This window comes from Hydrocarboniphaga daqingensis (genome assembly GCF_900129825.1).
GTDB classification, from domain to species: Bacteria; Pseudomonadota; Gammaproteobacteria; order Nevskiales; family Nevskiaceae; genus Hydrocarboniphaga; species Hydrocarboniphaga daqingensis.
Window position 1 is genome coordinate 61243 of sequence record NZ_FQWZ01000002.1, and the last position, 19391, is coordinate 80633.

Here is a 19391-nt window from a genome sequence, read left to right on the forward strand (position 1 = left end):
TCTAATTTTTAATCACATTTCGTCGCATCAACCAGTGCGACCAGCTGTGCCAGGCGCTGCTGCAATTCGGCATCGTTGTTCGCCGTCACGGTGGCGTGGCCGATTTTGCGCAGCGGCTTGGGCGATTTGCCGTACAGATGCACGTGCAGACCCGGTATCGCCGCCAGCGCCGCGGTATCGGGCGCCTGGCCAATGAAGTTGACCATTGCCGACGGGCCGCGCAGCGCGGTCGACCCGAGCGGCAAGCCGGCGACCGCCCGCAGGTGGTTCTCGAACTGCGAGCACTCCGCGCCTTCGATGCTCCAGTGGCCGGAGTTGTGGACCCGCGGTGCGATTTCGTTGGCATACAGCGCACCGCCGGCGACGAAAAACTCGAACGCCAGCACGCCGACATAGTTCAAATGTTCGGCAACCCGGCGCGCATAGTCCTCGGCCTGGGCCTGCAGCGGGTCGGCGGCCTGCGGCGTGGACACGCGCAAGATGCCGTCGCGGTGCACGTTGGCGACCACCGGGTAAAAGCGCATTTCGCCGTCACGAGCGCGCACTGCGAGGCATGACAGCTCCCGCTCGAACGGCACGAAGGCCTCGACCAGGCACGGCGTATGCGGCGCCTCGGCGCCACCAAGACGCTGCCAGGCGGCGTCCAGATCGGCCTCGCTGCGCAGCACGGCTTGGCCTTTTCCGTCGTAGCCCATGCGCCGCGTCTTCATCACGGCGGGCAGGCCGACGTTGCGGGCCGCCAGGTCGAGCGCACCGCGCGCGGCCACCGGCATGTACCGGGGAACCGGGATGCCCAGCGCATCGAACATGCGCTTTTCGTTCAGGCGGTCCTGGCCGACTTCAAGCGCGATCGCCGGCGGGTACAGCGGAACCGCGGCACCGACGACTTCGGCCGTACGGGCCGGCACATTTTCAAATTCGTAGGTGGCCACATCGCAGCCAGCGGCAAAGCGCTGCAGCGCGGCCTCGTCGAGATAGTCGAGCTGAATGTGCTCGCCCAGCGGCGCCGAACAAGGCTGATCAGCCGGGTCGAGGAACACGAACTGCAGATCCAGCGGATAGCCGGCCAACGCGAGCATCCGGCCCAGCTGGCCGGCTCCGAGCACGCCGATCTTCATGGCTGCGGCGGGAGCGTCAATGGCGCGTCGTCGAGCACTTTCGACGTCTGCGCGCTGCGGTACGCCTCAAGCCGCTCGGCCAGCGCCGGGTCGCGGGTGGCGAGCATGCTGGCGGCCAGCAGCGCCGCATTGGTGGCGCCGGCCACGCCAACGGCCAGCGTGCCCACCGGGATACCAGCCGGCATCTGCACGATCGACAGCAACGAATCGAGCCCGTTGAAAGCCTTCGACTGGACCGGCACGCCCAACACCGGCAGGCGCGTCTTGGCCGCGCACATGCCGGGCAAATGCGCAGCGCCGCCGGCACCGGCAATGATGACCTGCAAGCCGCGGCCCACGGCCGCCTCGGCGTAGTCGAACAACAGGTCGGGTGTGCGGTGTGCCGACACGACGCGCGCCTCGTAGGGCACGCCCAACGCTTCGAGCGTGCGCACCGCGTGCGACATCGTGTCCCAGTCAGAACGGGAGCCCATGATCACGCCCACCAGCGGCGCTTCGGTTTTGGAGTTTGCGGTCATGTCCAGCCTGCGTCCCCGGATCGGGGAAAAGAGCCGGATTATGTCACCGGCCCCAAGACGCACCAAGTCGGGCCGCCAAACACGACGGCCCCCGACTCAGGGCAGCATTTCGAACTGGGCGCTGACGCTGGCCTGATAGCGGATCTCGCCGGTCTGCAGCCCCATCTCGGCATTGCCCTCGGGCGCTGCATCAGCGCGCATTGCCATCGCCTTGACCATTGGCAGCGGCGGCGAGCCGCCACCGTCTTCGTTGATCGACAGCACATTGCCGAGCTTGACGCCGAGCGTACCGGCCAACAGCGCTGCCTTGGCCTGGGCATTCTTCGCGGCCAACACCAATGCCTGATTACGCAACTCGTCGGCGCGAGACGACTCCAGCACCGGCGGCTGGGCTTGATTGACGCCAGCGCGCGTACCGGCCAGCAGGTAATCGCCGAGCCGGTCCAGTCGCGTGACGCGCACTTCGATGTCGCGGCTGACGCGATAGCCGGTCAGCTTGTTGTTGCGCCCGGCTTCATCCCAGACATATTCCGGCTGGATGCTGAGCCCCGCCGTGGTGATGTCCTCGTCGCGCGAGCCGAGCTTGCGCGCCTCGGCGACATAAGCCTTGACGACCTTGTTCACGGCGGTTTCGGCCGTCGCCACATCGGCACTCAACTGCGTCACGCCGAGCGTGACGCGCGCGCGATCAGGAACGGTGCTGACGTGCGCCTGCCCGGTGACCGCGACGATCCGCGGCGCTGGTGCGTGTGCGCCATGCGGCTCATGCGTTGCCGAGGCCGAAGCGCTCCACAGCAGCAAAGCGGCTGTCGCCGATGCCGTGCGGATCACGGTTGCGATAGTCCGCGACGTCCCGCCGTTCCGGATTTCCATGTGTCGAGTTCTCCAATGACGTTGACCGGGTCGCCATCATGCAGCGTCTCGGCACCTCGCACCACGACGGCGTCCTGCGCCGCGAGTGCCCCTTGTACCGCAACCCAGTCGCCGTCAGCGGCGCCGGTGGTCACCGGCACGCGCGCGACTTTGCCGTCGCGAACCACATAGACAGCCAAGCCTTCACTGCGGATCACCAATGCATCGCGCGGGACGGCCAACACTCGTTGTGCGGCAGCCAATGGCAGCAGCACTTGCAGCGTACGCCCCACCGCTAGCTCGGCTTCGGCGGGCGGCAGATCGATCAGCGTCTCGAAGCTTTGCGAGCGCGCATCGCCGACCGGCACGATCGCGCGCACCTTGCCGGCGACGTTGCGGCCGTCGTCGAGTTGAACGTGGACCTGCGAGCCGGGCTTGATCGCCCGCACGTGACGCAGCGGCAAGAACAACCGCAACTCCAGGTGCTCGGTGTCTTGCAGCCGCGCCACGGCATCGCCACGCGCCACTTCTTCACCTTCGCGTCGAACGCGCTCAGCGATCACACCAGCAAACGGCGCTCGCACATCGGCACGCGCCAAACGATCGTCGGTCTGACGCAGCGCGGCATGCGCGATATCCAAATCGCTGCGTGCCAGATCACGCGTATTCTCGACCTGATCGAGCTGAAACCGGCTCACCGCATTGCCCGACGCGCGCAAGCGCTCCAGCTCGCGTTCGGCTTGCTTGAGCGCCAGCTCCCCGCGCGTGACGCGAGCCGCTTGTTCGGCGCGCTGCAGGCGAATTTCGCCCGTGTCGATCCGCGCGATCACTTGGTCCTTGACGACACGCGTACCGGGCTCGGCGACAAAGTCGAGCGGGCCGCCAACGCCGGCCGCCATGTCGGCGCCGGATCGCGACTGAACTTGTCCAGTCGCCGATATCGACGGAGACAGTTCACGCAGACTGGCGCGCGCGGTCTGAATCGCTGCAGGTGGGCGCGTCTGCGCAGCAGACTGCGCGACAACCGTCGCCAACAGCGCGGCAATAGCGAACTGGATCGACCGATTCATTTGACGAAAACCTCCGGCGCCGACGGCTTTTCGGCCGCACGCATTCGCGATTCGCCCAAGCGCAGCAGCGCGGGCATCAGATACCACGTGAACAACGTACCGACGATCATGCCGCCGGATACCACGGCGGCCAGACCGCGGTAGATCTTGGCGCCCAAGCCGGGCATCAGGATCAGCGGCACCATGCCGAGTACCGCGGTCAGCGTCGACAGCACGATCGGCCGCGCGCGTGTCTCCAGCGCCTCGCGCACGGCATCGGCGCGCAGCATGCCGGCGTGTTCTCGTGCACGCGTCTGATCAACCAGCAAGATCGCCGCGTTGACGACCAAGCCCAGCAGGATGATGAAGCCGATCATCGTCAGCAGATCGAGTGCCTGGAAGTCGAACCAACCGATCAGCCGCAGCGCACCGATGCCACCCGCGATCGAGATCGGAATCACCAGCATCACCAACAGCGAATCCCAAAGACTTTTGAACAGCGCCGACATCAGCACCATCAACATCACCAGCGCCAGTGCAAAGTTGCTCGCCATCGACTTCAGTGCCTCGGCCAGCTGATTGGCGCTGCCGCCATAGCTGAGCTGCATGTTCTGGCTCATCGCCTCGCGCAGCTTGGGTTCCACTTTGCTCTGCAGAATCGAGATCGCCTCATCCAGACTCATCGTATCGGGCGGCTCGAAATTGACCGATACCGTACGCCGACCGTTGACGCGCGATAACTGCGACGGACCGACCGTCTGGCGGATCTGCGCCAGTTCGCCGACGGTCTGGATGCCGGCGGCAGGCGTTGCGATCGGCAATTCGGCCAGCTCTTCGGGCGAGTGCCACTGCTGACTCTTGACGATGATATCGAGGCGCTCGTTACCGTCGAAATATTCACCGGCCCATAAGCCGCCGGTGAATGAACGCAGCGCATCGGCAACATCACCGCGCGTCGCGCCCGCGCGCGAGATGCGCCACTCATCGGGCTGCAACTGAATCTCGGGCTGATTGAGCTCGAGCGCCGGCTGGCTACGCGGGAACGTGCCCGGTATCGCCAGTGGAATCTCGGTTTCGGCGACGCGCGCGGCCGTCATCAGTGCATTCAAATCGGGGCCCTGCAGATACAGCTCGATGTTACGTGCCGTACCACCGTCGAGATTGAACAGCGAGCCTTGGCTTGCGTACACGCGCACGTCGGGCAAGTCCGCCAGGATCTTGGTGCGCAGCAGGTCGACCACATCGCGGGTTTGCGTCGGGTCGGCTGCATAGGCCACGACCAGCCCGCCACCGCCGCCGCCCCAGGCCGAGAAGTTGTAGTACTTGATCGCCGGCTGCGCACGACCTTCGAGGTACGGCTTGAGCCGCTCGATGACGACCGGGGCCATTTCGCGGCGCACGGTGTCGATGTTGCCGCCCGGCGGCGTGCTGAAGTTGCCCCAGACGTTGTCGGTCTGCGCCACCGGCAGATAGTCGGGCTTGGGCGCGGCCAGGTATGAGAACAACAGCGATCCCGGTACCAGCAAGCCGATCAGCAGCGCACGCCGGGCGGGCGTTGCAGTGGCCCGCATGCCGCTACGCGCCATCGCCTTCCACCAGTGATCGTGCTGATCATCCGGAATGCGCGTCGCCAGCGCCCAGCGGTTGGCGGCGGGAATCACGGTCATCGCCACCAGCAGCGAGGCTGCGTGACTGACGCTCATCGTGATCGCCAGATCCTTGAACAACTGGCCTTCGAGACCCTCCATGAACAGCACCGGCAGGAAGATCGCCACGCTGGTCAGCATCGACGCCAGCAAGGCCGGAATCACCTCTTGCGCGCCGTCGATGGTCGCATCGAGCGCGGTACGACCCTGCTGAATGAAGCGGATGATGTTGCCTTGGACGATCAGCGCGGCGTCAGTGACGATGCCGGTCGAAAACGCGAGTCCGGCCAGCGAAATCGTGTTGAGGCTGCGCCCGAGCAGATGCAGCGTGATGACTGCAAACGCCAGCGACAACGGAATCGTGGCGCCGATCACCAGCAATGCGCGCGGCCCGCGCAGGAAGTACCACAGCCCGCCGACCGCCAGCAGCACGCCGATGATCAGCGACTCCTGCACGAAACCGATCGCGCGGCGTACGTAGACGCTGGCATCCCAGCTCAGATCGGCGACGAGTTGCTCGCGGCCGAGAGGGCCGGCGTTGAGTTCGGCCAGCGCCCGCTTCACGCCGTCGAGTACCTGCACGATGTTGGCGGTGCTGGTGCGCCGTATCGTCAGGTAGTAGCCCGGCACGCCATTGCGGAACGAAAAGGCCTGCTGGTCCTGAAGGCCGACGGCAATGTCGGCGACGTCGCGCAGGTATAGCGGACGGTCATTGCTCCAGCCGACGATCAGCGACCCCAGCTCGGCCACCGGCTCGCGGCCGGTGAACCGCACCGTGAACTGCCGCCTCCCGACATCGACGAAGCCGGCCGAGCTGTCGCGCGCACCAATCACGGTCTGCGCCAGCTGTCGCGGCGTGATGCCCAGCGACGCCAAGCGATGCGTGTCGAAGCGGATCTGTACTTCGCTAGGCCGCCCCCCTTCCAGGTCAACCTGGCTGACGCCCTCGACCCGCGACAGTCGCGGCTCGACCACCTCTTCCATCAACTTCTGGTAGGTCGCCGCCATGTCCTGAGTGTTGTTGCCCGGCAGCGGGCGAACCAGGATCGATGCGGCGTTCTCCCGGGTCCACGGCGCGCCATCGAACACTTGCGGCTCTTCGGCGTCGGGCGGCAGCGGCGGCAAGGTGTTGATCCGCGACACCACGTCGAGCATCACGCGGGTCATGTCGGTGCCGATCTCGAAGGTCAGCGATACGCCACCGCCGCCACGATTGATCTGCGACCGCATCTCCTTCATACCGGACAAGCCGCGCATCGCCTCCTCGATCGGCTCGACCAGCGCTTCCTCGACTTCGCTGGGCGCGGCTTCGCGCCATTGCACGTTGATCCAGATCTGCGGGTCCTTGGTGTCGGGCAGCAACTGGATCGGCAGGCGCAGCAACGCCAGCGCGCCGAACAGCAGCACGATCAGCGCCGCCGCGGCGATTGCCGCAGGGCTCGAAGCGGAATACTGGGTCAAACGCATGTCGCTCCCCGATCAGCGCGCGATGTCGGCCGCTTCGGCCACCGGATCGGTGGCACCCCGCGGTCTTGTGATGCGCCACTGACAGCGGAGGTTTAAACTGGGTTCCGATGTTCTACGGCGCTTTTGCAGTCATCCCATGCTAGACGAACCAGAAACCGTCACGCTGACGCGCGACGTGGTCGCCATCCTGATCCCTGCCGGAACCAAGGTCGAGTTGCCCGAAGGCGCCTCGGCGGTCATCACCCAGGCGCTGGGTGGCAGCTTCACTGTGCAGGTACAGGGCCATCTGTTTCGCATCAACGGGCCCGATGCCGACGCGCTCGGCAAGCAGGTGATCGTCGGCCCCGACGTGGCCGAAGACGCCAGCGACGACGAGCTGGAGAAAGCCGTCTGGGCGCAGCTGCGCACCTGCTACGACCCCGAAATCCCGATCGATATCGTCGAACTGGGCCTGGTCTACGAAAGCCGGCTCGAGCCTGCCGAGGCGGGCAATCCGGCCGGGCCACGTCGCGCCGTGATCCGGATGACGCTGACCGCGCCCGGCTGCGGCATGGGCGATGTACTGGTCAACGACGTCAAGACCAAGGTCATGCAGATTCCCAACATCGCCGAGGCCGACGTGGAGCTGACGTTCGACCCGCCCTGGAGCCGCGACATGATGTCCGAAGCCGCGCAGCTTCAAGTCGGCATGTACTGATGAGCGACACCAAGACTCAGGGCGTTCGCATCATCGTGCGTCCGCAGTACGTGCCTGATCAGTCGGCACCCGAGCGCAACCACTATTTGTTCGCCTACCAGATCACGATCCGCAACGAAGGCACGCGCACCGTGCAGCTAGTCTCCCGCCACTGGATCATTACCGACGGCGAAGGCAAGACCGAAGAAGTGCGCGGCCCCGGCGTGGTCGGCACCCAGCCGGTGCTCAAGCCCGGCGAGGAATTCCAGTACACCAGCGGCTGCCCGCTGACGACGCCGGTCGGCACGATGCACGGCAGCTTCCAGATGGTGCCAGTCGACGGCGAGCCGTTCGATGCGGCGATCGAGCCGTTCCGGCTGGCCGTGCCGCGCGTGCTGAACTAACGCAGAACGGCGGCGCCGAGCCGGTGCCGCTCCACCGTAGAAATCCGCCGATGAACGATCTCGCCGAAGTCGGCCACCTGGTCCGCCAGCTCAACGACGCCCAGAAAGAAGCCGTCACCGCGCCGCCCGACCACCGCTTGGTGCTTGCCGGCGCCGGCTCGGGCAAGACCCGCGTGCTGGTCCACCGGATCGCTTGGCTGATCGGCGTCGAGCGTGTGTCACCGCTGTCGATCTTGGCGGTCACGTTCACCAACAAAGCGGCCAACGAGATGCGCGGGCGCATCGAGCAGCTGCTGGCGATGCCGGTGCGGCAGCTGTGGGTTGGCACCTTCCACGGCATCGCGCATCGCATGCTGCGGCTGCATTGGAAAGAAGCGCGGCTGCGCCAAGATTTTCAAATCCTCGACTCGGACGACCAGCAGCGGCTGGTCAAGCGGATCATCAAGCAGCTCGACCTGCCCGATGACCAGTGGCCGGCAAAGATGGTCACCAACTGGATCAACAGCCAGAAGGAAGAAGGCCGTCGCCCCGGCTCGTTCGACGACATGGGCGACTTCACGCAGCGGGCGCTGGTGCGCGTCTACACCGCGTACCACAGCACCTGCGAGGCGCAGGGTCTGGTCGATTTCGCCGAGTTGCTGCTGCGCGCCTACGAGCTGTGCCGCGACCATGCCGAGGTGCAGGCGCACTACCGGCGCAAGTTCCGCCACGTGCTGGTCGACGAGTTTCAGGACACCAATACGCTGCAGTACCTGTGGCTCAAGCTGCTGGTCGGCGACCAGGGTGTGCTGTTCGCCGTCGGCGACGATGATCAGTCGGTCTACGGCTGGCGCGGCGCCAAAGTCGAAAACATGATCAAGCTGCAGCGCGAGTTCGCTGGGCTGGAGATCGTGCGGCTGGAACAGAATTACCGCTCGACCGGCACGATCCTGAAAGCCGCCAACGGCCTGATCGAGCGCAACACCGGGCGTCTGGGCAAGAATCTGTGGACCGACGGCAGCGACGGCGCGCCGATCCAGCTGTACGCCGCATTCAACGAATACGACGAGGCCGAGTTCGTCGTCCAGCGGATCAAGGACCATCTGAACGGCCCCTGCCGTCACGCTGATCTGGCCGTGCTGTACCGGTCCAACGCGCAGTCGCGCGTGATGGAAGAAATGCTGATCCGCGGCCGCGTGCCGTACCGGATCTACGGCGGTCTGCGCTTCTTCGAGCGCATGGAAGTTAAAGATGCGCTGGCCTGGCTGCGGCTGGTCCACAACCGCGACGACGACGTCAGCTTCGAGCGTGCGCTGGCCACGCCCCCGCAAGGCGTCGGTGCCACCAGCTTGGACAAGCTGCGCGCTGCGGCGCGCGACGGCGGCGGTTCGCTGTGGGCCGCCGCGCGCCGCGACCCGACGCTGCTGGGCCGCACATCCGCCAAGCTGCATCAGTTTCTGGACAAGGTCGACCGGCTGGCCGACCAGGCCCGCGAGCAGCCACTGGCCCAGGTTATGGACCTGGTCATCAACGGCAGCGGTCTGCGCGAGCATTACCAGAAGGGCGCGGCGACCGAAGCGCGCGCGTCGCGCGGCGCCGGCAGCGACCAGGCCGAAGCGCGACTCGAAAACCTCGACGAACTGGTCAGCGCCGCGCGCAGCTTCGAGAAGCCCGATGAGGACGGCGTCGAGCCGGTGTCGGCGTTCCTTGCCCATGCGGCGCTGGAGGCCGGCGAAGGCCAGGCCACGGCCGGTGAAGATTCGGTGCAGCTGATGACGCTGCACTCGGCCAAGGGCCTGGAGTTTCCGGTGGTGTTCATCGTCGGCCTCGAGAACGGCTTGTTTCCGTCGATGCGCGCGGTCGAGGAAGGCAATCTCGAAGAAGAGCGCCGGCTCTGCTACGTCGGCATCACGCGCGCGCGCCAGCAGCTGTATCTGAGCTATGCCGAAGTGCGGCGCATCCACGGCGTCGAGCAGATCGGCATGCCGTCGCCGTTCATCAAGGAGATTCCGTCGGACTGCTTGATGGAAACGCGGCCGCGCGCCGGCCTGCTGCGCCCGAGTAGTTTCGGCGGCGCGGGCAGCGCTGGAGGCGGCAGCAACGCGTCGCGCTACGGCAGCGGCGGAGGCGGCTACGGCGGCGGTACAGGCGGCTATACCGCGCCGCCGCGACGCATTCACGGTGCCAGCACGCCGGACTACGGCGGACTCAAGCTGGGCCAGCGCGTCAGCCACGCCAAGTTCGGCGAAGGCGTGATTCTGAGCTTCGAAGGCGAAGGCGAGCGCGCCCAGGTCGAGATTCGTTTTCGCGACGCCGGCAACAAGCGCCTGCTGCTGGGCTTGGCCAAGCTGCAGCCGCTGTAGCCGATGAGCCCGGCTGCCTGGGCGGCGCTGGCGGTGGTCGTCGCCGTGGCGCTGATCGTCGGCCCGCTGATGACGCTGCAGCGGCTCGCCAATCGACGCGCGACCGCCGCCGACGGCACCGCGACCGACATCGGTGATCTGGCGTCGCGACTGACGGCGCTGCTGCCGCTGCTGGCATCGTTTCCGGCGCCGCTGCGCCAAGTCCATGCCCGACAGGTTGCGCTGTTCTTGCGCAGCAAGCGCTTCGTCGGTTGTGACGGCCTGGAGGTCACCGACGAGATGCGCCTGGCAATCGCCGGCTACGCCTGCCTGCTGGTGCTGCAACCGCAGGCGACGCGCAACGGCCTGTACCCGGCGGTCAAGCAGATCTTGGTGTATCCGGATGCATTTCTGGTCCCGGTGACCGAACCCGACGAGTACGGCTTGGTGCCGGACGAGCCGGTCGAACGGATTGGCGAGTCCTGGCAGGGCGATCGCGTCGTGCTGTCGTGGCGCGACGTGCAAGCGGCGCTGGACGGCGACGAGGTCAACGTTGTCGTCCACGAGTTTGCTCACCAGCTCGATGACGAATCGCTGACCGCCGAAGGCGCGCCCGACCTGCCGGACTACACGCGCTGGTCGAGCGTCATGCAGCAGGAGTATGCGCGGCTGCAACGCCAGCGCCGGCCGCGCGTGCTCGACCCTTACGGCGCCGAGAGCCCGGCCGAGTTCTTCGGCGTGGTCGTGGAAGCGTTCATCCAGCGCGGCGACGAATTGGCCGAACACCATCCAGCGCTGTACGCGCTGCTGCGAGACACCTTTGGCTTCGACACGCGCCAGCTGCCGGTGACGGCGCCGTAAACGCCAGCGCCGTCACCGCGCGGGGCCCATTCAGTCCGCAACGGCCTTGGCGTACGCCGCTTCGCCGATGCCGATCAGCTTGCCGTTGACGAACACCAGCGGCGTGGTTTCGTCGCGCGTGGTGTCGCCGTCCGAATGCAGATGCTGGGTGCGGTAGCGAAGAATCCGGTATTCGCCGCTCTTGCCGCGCAGCGCTTCGACGAAGTCCGGGTTGCCGAGTTGGGTCTGCACTTCGGCGACATCGCTGCCCAGAGGCAGCCGGCCGATCATGCTGCGATTGCGCTCTTCAGTGCGCGTGTGGTCGCTCTTCTTGTTGTGATTGAACTCGTCGCTGTCGGCGCCGATGGCGAACACGCAACCGCTGAGGCTGGTCGCCAGCGCCAAGCACAAGGCCGCGCGCAGCGGGGTCTGCAAACCGGTTTGCTTCATGGAATCTCCTGGTGGAATCCGGCGCGGACTGGCGCACCGTGTCGGCAGGGGAGCATGAGCCATGCCACAGGCTCAGGCCATATGAATCAATGACTTGTGATCTCTTGACGGCAAGCACTTAGCCAATTGAACCAACTGTTGGCGGCAATGCCGACCCGCAATCGCCGTAGCCGTCAGTTGACCTTGACCATGATCGCCTTGATACCGCTCGACTCCAGCTGCGCCAGCGTGCTGCGCGCCTGGTTCTCGTCGCGCAGCGGACCGATGCGGACGCGGTAATAGGTGTCGCGATTGTCGATCGTCACTTTCTCGATCCGCGATTCCAGGCCGGCCAGCGCCAGCGCGGCCTTCTGCTTCTCGGCCTCGGCCTGGCCGCGATAGGAGGCGACCTGGATGATGAACGCGCCGGTCGTGGCGGCACTCGGCGCCGTGGTCGGCGGCGCCGAAGCGGGCACCATCGACGGGTCGGTGCCCGGCGTATTGGCGAAGGCCTTGGCCACTTGCTCGGACGGTGTCGTCGACGCCGGCAACGGCGGCGGCGGCGTGGCCTTGCCGGCCGGCTGGCTGGGCACCAGCACTTCCTGGCTCGGCAGCAACTCATAGAACGTGAAGCGGGATTTTTCCTTCGGCGGCACCTGCACGCGGCCGTCCGCGTCGGCCTGACCCTTGGCGCCAGGCTGCGCGGCGCGCAGCGCCGGCTTGCCGCTGCGCGTGTCTTCGGCGTCGGCAACCTCGGCCGGCTCCGACTCGCCCTTGCGCGCGTTCTTGCCCGCAGCGCGCGGCCGGTCGCTGGCCGCCGACGTGCCGCGCAGCGGCTCCTGCGTCGGCCGCGACACGTAGACGAACACCGTGATCAGCACGCCGATCGACAAGCCCAGCAGCAACATGCCCCAACCCGGGACCAGCGACGACTTCTTCTTCGCCGGCGGCCGGCGACCGCCGGAGCCGCCGCGCGGATTGCGCGCCGCGTAGTCGCGTGTTGCCACCTACATCGTCTCCGGTGCCGACACGCCGATCAGCGCCAAGCCGTTCTGGATCACCTGGCGCGTGGCGACGATCAGCGCCAGCCGCGCGCGGCTCAGCTCGGGGTCGTCGGGCAACAGGAACTTGTGCGCGTTGTAGTAGCTGTGCAGCAGGTCGGCGAGGTCGCGCAAATAGAACGCGACGCTGTGCGGCGCCGACTGCTCGGCGGCGGTGGCGACCATCTCGGGGTACTTGCCCAAGTGCACCAGCAGGTTCTTTTCCTGCGTCTCGACCAGGCGGTGCAGCACGTCGGCGCTGGCGGCCGCGTCAAACGCCAGACCGCGCTCGGCCGCCTGGCGCAGCACCGAGCAGATCCGCGCATGCGCGTACTGGATGTAATAGACCGGGTTTTCATCGCTCTTGGAGCGCGCCAGGTCGACGTCGAACACCAGGTGCGAATCGCTCTTGCGCGCGGTCAGGAAGTAACGCGTCGCATCACAGCCGACTTCATCGATCAGGTCGCGCAGCGTCACGTAACTACCGGCGCGCTTGGAGATCTTCACCTCTTCGCCGCCGCGCATCACGGTGACCATCTGGTGCAGCACGTAGTCGGGCCAGCCCTTGGGGATGCCGACGTTGAGCGCCTGCAGGCCGGCGCGAACGCGCGCGATCGTGCCGTGGTGATCGGAGCCCTGCTCGTTGATCACGCGTGCAAAGCCGCGCTCCCACTTGTGGTGGTGATAGGCGACGTCGGGCACGAAGTAGGTGTAGCCGCCCTCGCGCTTGCGCATCACGCGGTCCTTGTCGTCGCCAAAGTCAGTGGTGCGCAGCCACAACGCGCCGTCCTGCTCGAAGGTATGACCCGAGGCCACCAGCGCTTCCACGGTGCGCTCGACGCGGCCGTCGGTGTACAGCGCCGATTCCAGCGAATACACGTCGAAGCCGACGCCGAAGGCCTTCAGGTCGGCGTCCTGTTCGCGGCGCAGATAGGCCACCGCGAAGTCGCGGATCGCATCCAGATCGTCGGCATCGGCAGCACCGGTGATCGAGCGGTCGTCGGCGACCACGGTTTCGCCGGCCATGTAGGCCCGGGCGACGTCGACGATGTAGTCGCCGCGATAGCCGTTCTCAGGCCAGGCCAGGTCGTCGGTGGAAATACCCTTGATCCGCGCCTGCACCGAGATGCCGAGGTTGCCGATCTGCGCGCCGGCATCGTTGTAGTAGAACTCGCGCGTCACGTCCCAGCCGGCTGCTTCATAAAGCCGCGCCAGGCAGTCGCCGACTGCGGCGCCGCGCCCGTGACCGACATGCAGCGGTCCGGTCGGATTGGCCGACACGAATTCGACCATCAGCTTGCCGCGCTGGCGAGAATCGTCGCGGCCATAGGCCACGCCGCTGGCGAGGATGTCGGCGACGACGGCCTGGAATGCGTCGGCCGCCAGGAAGAAGTTGATGAACCCCGGCCCGGCCAGCTCGACCTTGGCCACGCGACGCGACGGCGGCAACAGCCGCACCAGCGCTTCGGCCACGGCCCGCGGCGGGCGGCCCAGCGGCTTGGCCAGTACCAGCGCCAGATTGCTGGCGAAGTCGCCGTGCTTGGGGTCCTTGGTGGCGTCGATCTGGACCGTCGACGGCACGGCGATATCGGCGCCGGCCTCTTTGATCAGCGCCGCGGCAGCGGCGGTGACCAGCGTCTGCAAATGGGATTTCATCGTCAAAAACCGCGGGAATGCTCGAAAGAGCGTCAGTGTACCGTGGCCACGCCCCCATGCTGATCGCAGCGGCTGCGCTAGCATCGGCCGATGAAACCCGGACTCGACACCTCATCGCCCTGCCTGATCGTCGGCTGCGGCGACATCGGCCTGCGCGTCGGCCAGCGGCTGCTCGCGCGCGGCATCGCGGTACACGGCCAAGTGCGCAGCGCCGACAGCGCGCACGCGCTGACCGCCGCCGGCATCCGGCCGCTGCTGACCGATCTGGACGCGCCCGCCGGCGAGATCAGCGAAGCGCACGAGCTGGTGTTCTGGTTCGCGCCGCCACCACCGAGCGGGGACGGCGATCCGCGGCTGCGCCAATGGCTGGCGCAGCATCGGCCGCGACGTCTGGTCTACATCAGCACCTCGGGCGTTTATGGCGATTGCGACAACCGCTGGATCGACGAGAGCGAACCGCTCAAGCCGCAAACCGCGCGCGGCAAGCGCCGGCTCGATGCCGAGCGCGCGCTGGCCGACCACGCCGACCGTCACGGCACCGAGGTCATCACGCTGCGCGTGCCGGGTATCTACGGCCCCGGCCGGCTGCCAGTGGACCGCTTGCGCGCCGGGCTGCCGGTGATCATCGAAAGCGAATCGCCAACGACCAACCGTATCCACGCCGACGATCTGGCGCGCACGGCGATCGCCGCTGCCGAGTGCGGCCAGCCGGGCGAGGCCTACAACGTCAGTGACGGCTCGCCGACGACGATGACCGACTACTTCTGCCGCTGCGCTGCGCTGCTGGGCTTGCCCGAGCCGCCGCGCGTCAGCCTGGCGCAAGCGCGGCAGACCTTCACGCCGGCGATGCTATCGTTCCTGGAGGAATCCAAGCGCCTGCTGACCTCGCGGATGCGCAACGAACTGGGCGTGATGCCGCGCTACCCGGATCTTGCAACCGGGCTGCCGAGCTGCCTGCCGGCAGACTGAACGCCGGCCCGCGAGCCACACCGGAATTCCAAACACGGACCCACTGCAAAAGGAGTCAAGGCGATGAGTGTGCTAGGCGAATTCAAGAAGTTTGCGATGCGGGGCAACGTCGTCGACCTGGCGGTCGGCGTGGTCATCGGCGCGGCGTTCGGCAAGATCGTCTCGTCGCTGGTGGCCGACGTGGTGATGCCGCCGCTGGGCCTGCTGATCGGCAACGTCAACTTCAGCGACCTGGGCGTCGTGCTCAAGGATGCGGTCGGTGATCAGCCCGCGGTCGTGCTGGCCTACGGCAAGTTCATCCAGACGATCTTCGATTTCACGATCGTGGCGGCTGCGATCTTTGCGCTGGTCAAGGCGATCAACAGCCTCAAGCAGCCGGAACCGCCGGCCGCCGACACGCCGCCGCCGCCCGAAACCCCGGCCGACATCCAGCTGCTGGCCGAGATCCGCGACCTGCTCAAGAGCCCGCCCAAGGGCTGAGCCGCCGTACGGGCACCATCAAGACCGGCCGCGATGCCGGTCGGCGCCCGGAACCAACGCAAACCAACGATGTCGCGCTCCGAACGCTTCGGCTAGACTTGCCGCCGTTTGTCGTTCCGGCGGCGCCGTTGGCCGTGGACGACAGGTCGCCCGCCGTGGCGATCTGCGCTTTTTCTCAAGTCAGCGTCAGGGAGCACAAGTAAATGCCGGTCAAAATTGCCGTGCTGAAGGAGACCCGTCCCAACGAGCGTCGCGTGGCCCTGGTTCCGGCCGTCGCCGACAAGCTCGCCAAGCTGGGCGCGGAACTGCACATGCAGTCGGAAGCAGGTCTGGCGGTGAAGCTGCCGGACACGGCGTTCAAAAACGTCACGTTCGCCGCCAACCCGCAGGGCTTGGTCAGTGATGCCGACATCGTCGTGTCGGTGCAGCCGCCGTCGCTGGACGTCGTCAACGCGATGAAAGAAGGCGCGATCCTGATTTCGTTCATCTACGCGCACAAGGAAGTCGAGCTGACCAAGCTGCTGCGCGACAAGAAGATCACCACGTTCGCGATGGAGCTGGTGCCGCGCATCACGCGCGCCCAGGCGATGGACGCCCTGTCGTCGCAGGCGGCGTTGGCCGGTTATTACGGCGCGCTGCTCGGCGCCACCAGCATCGCCCGCATGATGCCGATGACCACGTTCGCCACCGGCTCGATCCGTCCGGGCACGGTGCTGGTGATGGGCGTGGGCGTGGCCGGCTTGTCGGCGATCGCCACCGCGCGCCGCATCGGCGCCAAGGTCGAAGGCTATGACGTGCGTCCGGAAGTGAAGGAGCAGGTCGAATCGCTGGGCGCCAAGTTCATCGACACCGGCGTCGACGCGCGCGGCGCCGGCGGCTATGCCCGTGAGCTGACGCAGGAAGAAAAAGACAAGATCGCCTCGGTCGTCACCAAGCACATCCAGGCGGCCGACATCATCATCACCACGGCCGCGATTCCCGGCCGGCCGTCACCCAAGCTGATCAACAAGGCGCAGATCGACGGCATGAAGTCGGGCGCGGTGATCATCGACCTTGCGGCGGAAGGCGGTGGCAACACCGAATACACGGTGCCGGGCGAAACCGTCAGCGCCGGTCAGGTGACGATCGTGGCGCCGCTGAACGTGCCATCGCTGCTGGGCGAACATGCCTCGGAGCTGTACGCGAAGAACCAGTACAACCTGATGGAACTGTTCATCAAGGACAAGGCGATCAGCATCGACTGGAACGACGAAGTGCTGGCCAAGTCGGCGCTGACGCATGCCGGCGAGATCAAGAACGAAGCGGCCAAGAAAGCGGTTGAGGCCTAACAGGGGACGCATGACATGCTGACCGGATTCATTGCGCTGTACATCTTCATGCTCGCGGCCTTCACCGGCTACGAGATCATCGGCCGCGTGCCGTCCATCCTGCATACCCCGCTGATGTCGGGCAGCAACTTCGTGCACGGCATCGTCGTCGTCGGCGCGCTGTTCGCGTTGCTCAATGCCACCAGCGTCACCGAGCAGGTCATCGGCTTTGCCGGCGTGCTGCTGGGTGCGGGCAATGCCGCCGGCGGTTACGTGGTGACCGAGCGGATGCTGCAGATGTTCAAGTCCTCGGACAAGAAGTAAGGCGCCAGACCGACCATGAACCCGACTCTCATCATCGACGCCAGCTTTTTGGCTGCTGCGTTCCTGTTCATCTACGGCCTCAAGCGCATGAGCTCGCCGGTCACGGCGGCCTCGGGCATCCGCGTCGCGGGCCTTGGCATGCTGATCGCCGTCGTCGCCAGCTTTCTGTACGTCTTCAGCGTCAACGAAGCGGCCAAGCCGCACTTGATGGTCAACGCCGGCCTTGGCGCCGTGGCGCTGATCATCGGCCTGGGCTGGGCTTGGACCAGCGGCAAGAAGGTCGAAATGACCGCGATGCCGCAAATGGTGGCGCTGTACAACGGCATGGGCGGCGGCGCCGCCGCGGCCATCGGCGCGGTCGAGCTGTTCCGCACCTCGGCCGAGCACGCGCTGGTGCCGCTGGTGGTCACCATCGTCGGCTCGCTGATCGGCGCGATCTCGCTGTCCGGCTCGCTGATCGCGTGGGCCAAGCTCGACGGCCGCGTCAATGGCGTCTGGCGCTTCAGCGGCCTGCAGGTCATGAACGGCACGTTCTTCTTCGCCACGCTGGCGCTGGGCCTGTACATCGCGCTGGTTGCCCACGGTCATGCGCCGATCTGGATGACGGCCGCGTTCTTCATCCTGGCCCTGGTATTCGGCGTGCTGATGACGATGCCGATCGGCGGCGCCGACATGCCGGTGGTGATCTCGCTGTACAACGCGTTCACTGGCTTGGCGGTCGGCTTCGAAGGCTTCGTGCTGCAGAACCCGGCACTGATGATCGCCGGCATGGTGGTCGGCTCGGCCGGCACGCTGCTGACGCTGCTGATGGCCAAGGCGATGAACCGCTCGGTCGCCAACGTGATCTTCTCCAACTTCGGCGCCAGCGGCGGCGAAGAGCAGGGCGAGATCAAGGGCAGCATGAAGCCGGTCGACGCCGGCGACGCGGGCATCAACATGCGTTACGCCAGCAAGGTCATCATCGCGCCGGGCTACGGCCTGGCCGTGGCCCAGGCGCAGCACAAGCTGTTCGAGTTCGTGAAGCTGATCGCCGACCAGGGCGTGGAAGTGAAGTTCGCGATCCATCCGGTCGCGGGCCGCATGCCCGGCCACATGAACGTGCTGCTCGCCGAAGCCGGCGTGCCGTACGACATCATCTACGACATGGAAGACATCAATAACGAGTTCAAGGAAGCCGACGTCGCTATCGTCATCGGCGCCAACGACACCGTGAACCCGGCGGCGCGCACCAACAAGAGCAGCCCGATCTACGGCATGCCGATCCTCAACGTCGACCAGGCCAAGCAGGTCTACGTCGTCAAGCGCGGCCAGGGCAAGGGCTACTCGGGCGTCGAAAACGAGCTGTTCTTCGCCGACAACACCAGCATGGTCTACGGCGACGCGCAGAAGGTGATGGTGCAGATGATCCAGGCCGTGAAGTCGCTCGACGGCGGCGGCCACTAACGGTCAGTACAGCTGATGCTGCACGCAAGAAGCCGCCGCAAGGCGGCTTCTTGCGTTGAGGCCTGTAGAACGCCGGTGCGCCGCATCAACGCATCCGGAACCAAGACCATCGGTCGAGCCGCCGCGTCAGCGGCGACGGTCCCGTGACAGGCCCAGCCGACCTAGCGATCGGCGTCGTAGGCCATCACCGGCACCGCATAGCGCGCGCTCAGCTCGCTGTCGCGCCGCTCGAAATCCTCACGAATCGCAGCGAACTCACGCGACAGCTGACGCAATACGTTTTCCAGTTCGCGGCGCTCGCGCTTGTCCAGCAACTGCGGCGGCTCGGGCGGCGGCTTGCGCCCTTCGCGGATCTGCTCGACGTAGTCACGCGCGCGGCGGTCGTCCTCGGCCAGCCGCTGCGCGATATCGTTGCGCTGCGTGCGGCGCTGGTCGAGTGCGCTGACGATCGCCGCGATCTGGCGGCCGTCCTCGTAGGCCGGGCGAAACTGCGCATCGAGGTCCGGCGGGCAGACGTCACCGTAGGACTCGCCGCGTCGGCCGATGTCGTAGCCGTGCTCCGGCCGGCAGTACAAGCCCAGCCCCTGCGCATAGCCGAGCTTCCAGCCCGTCGCATCGGCGCCCAAGCCATGCTCGGCACAAGCGCGGCGTTCTTCTTCAAAGCGCGCCGCGTCGCGGCCTTTCAAGCCGTTCTGATAGCCGATCTGCTGCCAATTGGCGGCTTGGCACTGGTCCTTGCTCAGCGGTGCACAGGCAATGACGCCGCTCAGTGCCAGCAACGTCGACGTGGCGACGGCCACGAGCGGTTTCATGTCGATTGAGGTCCGTGTCGAGGGTCGCCCATGGTGCGCG

General features: G+C 66.4%; 18 protein-coding genes. 9 read left to right on the forward strand and 9 right to left on the reverse strand.

Going from position 1 to position 19391, the window contains the following annotated elements:
• Nucleotides 1–8: 8 nt before the first annotated feature.
• The 5 genes from BUB09_RS03355 to BUB09_RS03375 form a co-directional block, all read right to left on the reverse strand.
• Entirely contained in the window at nucleotides 9–1118 is a 1110-nt protein-coding gene (locus BUB09_RS03355; protein ID WP_072894235.1) for a 5-(carboxyamino)imidazole ribonucleotide synthase, read from the reverse strand.
• Nucleotides 1115–1636, reverse strand: coding sequence for a 5-(carboxyamino)imidazole ribonucleotide mutase (purE, locus tag BUB09_RS03360; RefSeq protein WP_072894238.1), 522 nt, complete (start codon nucleotides 1634–1636; stop codon nucleotides 1115–1117). Before purE ends, BUB09_RS03355 begins: the two co-directional genes overlap by 4 nt.
• A gap of 96 nt (nucleotides 1637–1732) precedes the next feature.
• On the reverse strand, nucleotides 1733–2467 hold the full coding sequence (locus BUB09_RS03365; RefSeq protein ID WP_072894241.1) for an SIMPL domain-containing protein: 735 nt from the start codon (nucleotides 2465–2467) through the stop codon (nucleotides 1733–1735).
• Nucleotides 2464–3558 carry an efflux RND transporter periplasmic adaptor subunit gene (locus tag BUB09_RS03370; RefSeq protein WP_072894243.1) on the reverse strand — a complete coding sequence of 365 codons (1095 nt, stop codon included), beginning with the start codon at nucleotides 3556–3558 and terminating at the stop codon, nucleotides 2464–2466. The genes BUB09_RS03365 and BUB09_RS03370 overlap by 4 nt, the downstream gene beginning before the upstream one ends.
• On the reverse strand, nucleotides 3555–6650 hold the full coding sequence (locus tag BUB09_RS03375) for an efflux RND transporter permease subunit (RefSeq protein ID WP_072894246.1): 3096 nt from the start codon (nucleotides 6648–6650) through the stop codon (nucleotides 3555–3557). The genes BUB09_RS03370 and BUB09_RS03375 overlap by 4 nt, the downstream gene beginning before the upstream one ends.
• A 136-nt stretch (nucleotides 6651–6786) precedes the next feature.
• Here BUB09_RS03375 and sufT point away from each other — a divergent pair, with 136 nt between their 5' ends.
• Genes sufT through BUB09_RS03395 form a run of 4 tightly spaced genes read left to right on the forward strand, consistent with a single transcriptional unit; the run spans nucleotide 6787 to nucleotide 10912 of the window.
• A complete protein-coding gene (sufT, locus tag BUB09_RS03380) occupies nucleotides 6787–7347 on the forward strand; it encodes a putative Fe-S cluster assembly protein SufT (protein WP_072894249.1) in 561 nt (186 codons plus the stop codon).
• On the forward strand, nucleotides 7347–7730 hold the full coding sequence (gene apaG / locus BUB09_RS03385) for a Co2+/Mg2+ efflux facilitator ApaG/CorD (protein WP_072894251.1): 384 nt from the start codon (nucleotides 7347–7349) through the stop codon (nucleotides 7728–7730). Before sufT ends, apaG begins: the two co-directional genes overlap by 1 nt.
• A gap of 50 nt (nucleotides 7731–7780) precedes the next feature.
• On the forward strand, nucleotides 7781–10072 hold the full coding sequence (uvrD, locus tag BUB09_RS03390; RefSeq protein WP_072894253.1) for a DNA helicase II: 2292 nt from the start codon (nucleotides 7781–7783) through the stop codon (nucleotides 10070–10072).
• A gap of 3 nt (nucleotides 10073–10075) precedes the next feature.
• Nucleotides 10076–10912 (forward strand): M90 family metallopeptidase, encoded by an 837-nt coding sequence (locus BUB09_RS03395; protein ID WP_072894254.1) that lies wholly within the window; start codon nucleotides 10076–10078, stop codon nucleotides 10910–10912.
• Between the two features lie 30 nt (nucleotides 10913–10942).
• Here the strand turns inward: BUB09_RS03395 and BUB09_RS03400 are convergent, their stop codons facing one another.
• The 3 genes from BUB09_RS03400 to argS form a co-directional block, all read right to left on the reverse strand.
• Complete coding sequence (locus BUB09_RS03400; RefSeq protein WP_072894256.1) at nucleotides 10943–11341, reverse strand: DUF3192 domain-containing protein; 399 nt, start codon at nucleotides 11339–11341, stop codon at nucleotides 10943–10945.
• Nucleotides 11342–11514: 173 nt separating this feature from the next.
• On the reverse strand, nucleotides 11515–12327 hold the full coding sequence (locus tag BUB09_RS03405) for an SPOR domain-containing protein (protein WP_072894258.1): 813 nt from the start codon (nucleotides 12325–12327) through the stop codon (nucleotides 11515–11517).
• The gene (gene argS, locus BUB09_RS03410) at nucleotides 12328–14016 is read right to left on the reverse strand and encodes an arginine--tRNA ligase (protein ID WP_072894261.1); all 1689 of its coding nucleotides are present in this window, start codon (nucleotides 14014–14016) and stop codon (nucleotides 12328–12330) included.
• A 90-nt stretch (nucleotides 14017–14106) separates the two neighbouring features.
• Here argS and BUB09_RS03415 point away from each other — a divergent pair, with 90 nt between their 5' ends.
• The 5 genes from BUB09_RS03415 (at nucleotide 14107) to BUB09_RS03435 (ending at nucleotide 18539) form a co-directional block, all read left to right on the forward strand.
• Nucleotides 14107–14985 (forward strand): SDR family oxidoreductase, encoded by an 879-nt coding sequence (locus BUB09_RS03415; protein WP_072894263.1) that lies wholly within the window; start codon nucleotides 14107–14109, stop codon nucleotides 14983–14985.
• 63 nt (nucleotides 14986–15048) lie between these two features.
• Complete coding sequence (mscL, locus tag BUB09_RS03420; protein ID WP_072894266.1) at nucleotides 15049–15465, forward strand: large-conductance mechanosensitive channel protein MscL; 417 nt, start codon at nucleotides 15049–15051, stop codon at nucleotides 15463–15465.
• Nucleotides 15466–15668: 203 nt separating this feature from the next.
• Nucleotides 15669–16793 carry an NAD(P) transhydrogenase subunit alpha gene (locus BUB09_RS03425; protein WP_072894269.1) on the forward strand — a complete coding sequence of 375 codons (1125 nt, stop codon included), beginning with the start codon at nucleotides 15669–15671 and terminating at the stop codon, nucleotides 16791–16793.
• Nucleotides 16794–16808: 15 nt separating this feature from the next.
• Nucleotides 16809–17096 (forward strand): NAD(P) transhydrogenase subunit alpha part 2, encoded by a 288-nt coding sequence (locus BUB09_RS03430; RefSeq protein ID WP_072894270.1) that lies wholly within the window; start codon nucleotides 16809–16811, stop codon nucleotides 17094–17096.
• Between the two features lie 15 nt (nucleotides 17097–17111).
• Nucleotides 17112–18539, forward strand: coding sequence for an NAD(P)(+) transhydrogenase (Re/Si-specific) subunit beta (locus BUB09_RS03435; RefSeq protein WP_072894271.1), 1428 nt, complete (start codon nucleotides 17112–17114; stop codon nucleotides 18537–18539).
• A 161-nt stretch (nucleotides 18540–18700) separates the two neighbouring features.
• On the opposite strand, the gene BUB09_RS03440 is transcribed toward BUB09_RS03435, so the two are convergent.
• Complete coding sequence (locus tag BUB09_RS03440) at nucleotides 18701–19351, reverse strand: DUF2799 domain-containing protein (protein WP_072894272.1); 651 nt, start codon at nucleotides 19349–19351, stop codon at nucleotides 18701–18703.
• Nucleotides 19352–19391 lie beyond the last annotated feature (40 nt).

What these genes read in the sequence shown, in the direction of transcription:
- BUB09_RS03355 (WP_072894235.1), bottom strand. Translation starts at nt 1,118, where the DNA reads ATGAAGATCGGCGTGCTCGGAGCCGGCCAGCTGGGCCGGATGCTCGCG.
- purE (WP_072894238.1), bottom strand. Translation starts at nt 1,636, where the DNA reads ATGACCGCAAACTCCAAAACCGAAGCGCCGCTGGTGGGCGTGATCATG.
- BUB09_RS03370 (WP_072894243.1), bottom strand. Translation starts at nt 3,558, where the DNA reads ATGAATCGGTCGATCCAGTTCGCTATTGCCGCGCTGTTGGCGACGGTT.
- BUB09_RS03375 (WP_072894246.1), bottom strand. Translation starts at nt 6,650, where the DNA reads ATGCGTTTGACCCAGTATTCCGCTTCGAGCCCTGCGGCAATCGCCGCG.
- sufT (WP_072894249.1), top strand. Translation starts at nt 6,787, where the DNA reads ATGCTAGACGAACCAGAAACCGTCACGCTGACGCGCGACGTGGTCGCC.
- apaG (WP_072894251.1), top strand. Translation starts at nt 7,347, where the DNA reads ATGAGCGACACCAAGACTCAGGGCGTTCGCATCATCGTGCGTCCGCAG.
- uvrD (WP_072894253.1), top strand. Translation starts at nt 7,781, where the DNA reads ATGAACGATCTCGCCGAAGTCGGCCACCTGGTCCGCCAGCTCAACGAC.
- BUB09_RS03395 (WP_072894254.1), top strand. Translation starts at nt 10,076, where the DNA reads ATGAGCCCGGCTGCCTGGGCGGCGCTGGCGGTGGTCGTCGCCGTGGCG.
- BUB09_RS03400 (WP_072894256.1), bottom strand. Translation starts at nt 11,341, where the DNA reads ATGAAGCAAACCGGTTTGCAGACCCCGCTGCGCGCGGCCTTGTGCTTG.
- argS (WP_072894261.1), bottom strand. Translation starts at nt 14,016, where the DNA reads ATGAAATCCCATTTGCAGACGCTGGTCACCGCCGCTGCCGCGGCGCTG.
- BUB09_RS03415 (WP_072894263.1), top strand. Translation starts at nt 14,107, where the DNA reads ATGAAACCCGGACTCGACACCTCATCGCCCTGCCTGATCGTCGGCTGC.
- mscL (WP_072894266.1), top strand. Translation starts at nt 15,049, where the DNA reads ATGAGTGTGCTAGGCGAATTCAAGAAGTTTGCGATGCGGGGCAACGTC.
- BUB09_RS03425 (WP_072894269.1), top strand. Translation starts at nt 15,669, where the DNA reads ATGCCGGTCAAAATTGCCGTGCTGAAGGAGACCCGTCCCAACGAGCGT.
- BUB09_RS03430 (WP_072894270.1), top strand. Translation starts at nt 16,809, where the DNA reads ATGCTGACCGGATTCATTGCGCTGTACATCTTCATGCTCGCGGCCTTC.
- BUB09_RS03435 (WP_072894271.1), top strand. Translation starts at nt 17,112, where the DNA reads ATGAACCCGACTCTCATCATCGACGCCAGCTTTTTGGCTGCTGCGTTC.
- BUB09_RS03440 (WP_072894272.1), bottom strand. Translation starts at nt 19,351, where the DNA reads ATGAAACCGCTCGTGGCCGTCGCCACGTCGACGTTGCTGGCACTGAGC.